The 804-nt window shown below is 57.5% G+C and carries 1 protein-coding gene; it reads left to right on the forward strand.

The features are described 5' to 3' along the window. Positions 1 to 465: 465 nt before the first annotated feature. The coding region (locus ACEQ81_RS18615) for a kelch repeat-containing protein (protein ID WP_411032429.1) at positions 466 to 804 on the forward strand (339 nt) is incomplete at its 3' end.

Genomic DNA, 804 nt, shown 5'->3' on the forward strand with positions numbered 1-804 from the left:
GCTGGAGGGACCTCGAGCCAAAAGACGAGCATCTACGATCCTTCGACGGGGCTATGGAGCGTGGCTTCTGAGATGAACGTTCCACGTGGCTATCAGGGCAACGTGACGCTTTCGGACGGTTCTGTTTTCACTGTAGGGGGTTCATGGAGCGATGCCGACGTTCCCGAGACCAACGGCAACAAGGATGCTGAACTCTGGACGGAGTCCACCGGCTGGGTTAACCTTCCCGGTATAGCGGCGGACGATTTCCTATGGAACAGCAACGATGCGAGCCAGGAGGGTGAGGGAATTTACCGTTTGGACAACCATGTATGGCTCTGGCCGGCTCCCAACGGGGAGCTTTTCCAAGCGGGCCCCGGTGAGATCATGCACTGGATCGATGTTGACGGCAACGGTGGCCTTGGCAGCTGGACCAGTGCCGGGCAGCGCGGCAGCGATACCTATTCTATGAAGGGCACCACTGTGATGTTCGACATCGGCCGCATACTCAAGGTCGGCGGTTCCCGGTCCTATGACAGCAATACCCCTGCCAAGGACAATTCGTACGTCATCGATATCAACGTTCCCTACGGCAATGCCCCCACGGTAACACAGACCTCCAACAACCTAACCTTGGAGCGCGTAATGCACAACAGTACGGTACTTCCCAACGGAGAGGTATTGGTTACCGGCGGTCTGGACCATGCGGAGACCTTTACGGACGTTGGTGCGGCGCTAACGGCGGAGCTCTATAACCCTTCGACGAATTCTTGGCGCACGGTAGCCGGTATGGTTACCCCCCGTACCTACCATAGCGTTGCGATA

The sequence above is a fragment of the Spongiimicrobium sp. 3-5 genome, assembly GCF_046557915.1.
Classification (GTDB): Bacteria; Bacteroidota; Bacteroidia; order Flavobacteriales; family Flavobacteriaceae; genus JBHEBG01.